This window comes from Peribacillus sp. SIMBA_075 (assembly GCF_046534585.1).
Map to the genome: position 1 here is coordinate 1 of NZ_JAWRYN010001400.1, position 243 is coordinate 243.

1 protein-coding gene is annotated in these 243 nt (G+C 39.5%); it reads right to left on the reverse strand.

All coding sequences use genetic code 11. The features are described 5' to 3' along the window. Window positions 1–243, reverse strand: a 243-nt coding sequence (locus tag SB775_RS32940) for a DUF1259 domain-containing protein (RefSeq protein ID WP_410865494.1), incomplete at both ends; no start/stop codon positions are given.

Genomic DNA, 243 nt, shown 5'->3' on the forward strand with positions numbered 1-243 from the left:
TTTCGATATGCAAATACATGAGACGTGGGTTATCGAAAAGCCAGTGATTGTGAAGAGCAGTGATTCTTAGTCCTTGTCGACGGGCAGAGTTAATGAACTTTTGAACATCCCTTTGCAAGAGCGTAATTTCTGCCGTGTTTAACGTATTTCCTCGGCTATCCAACGACTGAATAACAATCTCATGTTCAGTATCGTATTTTTTACCTAGGATTCTTGCATTGAGATTACGCTTAACCATTATTG